1 protein-coding gene is annotated in these 586 nt (G+C 73.0%); it reads right to left on the bottom strand.

Annotation, left to right across the window (positions count from 1 at the left end):
- Positions 1–40: 40 nt before the first annotated feature.
- Positions 41–586 (bottom strand): fibronectin type III-like domain-contianing protein (locus DEI89_RS17260; RefSeq protein WP_181421726.1); only part of this gene is annotated, 546 nt, incomplete at its 5' end.

Below are 586 nucleotides of genomic sequence, written 5' to 3'. Positions count from 1 at the left end.
CCGCGCTCCCCCGCGGCGGCCGTCATCGGCCGGTTCCCCGTCAGCCGACGACCTCCCACGTGACGAGTCGCGCGTCCTGTGTGGTGACCTCGTGCACGGGTCCCTCGACCGCGAGGACCGCGCGCGGCGTCGCGGTACCCGGCAGGACCCGGACCGCGGTGGCGCGCTCGTTGACGATCACGCCACCGGTCGCGGTGTCCGCGTCCGCGACCGAGGCCGAAGCCGCCGCGTGCGAGCCGACCCAGATTTCCACGTCGCCGGGTTCCACGATCCGGACCATCCGCCGGTCGCTGAAGGCCAGGCGGGTGGTGGGGACGGTGAAGGCGAGCCGCACGGACTCCCCTGCGTCGAGTTCGACGCGGGCGTACCCGAGCAACTGCACGACGGGCCGGGTGACCGATCCGGCGACGTCGTGCCCGAACAGCTGCACCACGTGGGCGCCGGCGACCGTCCCGGTGTTCGTGACGGTGACGCTCGCGGTGAAGGCCGAACCGGCCTGCACGGAGTCGTCGACGACCAGGTCCGAGTACCCGAACGACGCGTACGACAGACCGAACCCGAACGGCCGGACCGGGGTGGAGTCGGT

Source organism: Curtobacterium sp. MCBD17_030, assembly GCF_003224255.1.
GTDB lineage: Bacteria > Actinomycetota > Actinomycetes > Actinomycetales > Microbacteriaceae > Curtobacterium.
The sequence above is the reverse complement of the archived record's forward strand: the minus strand, read 5'-3'. Positions and strand labels throughout refer to the sequence as shown.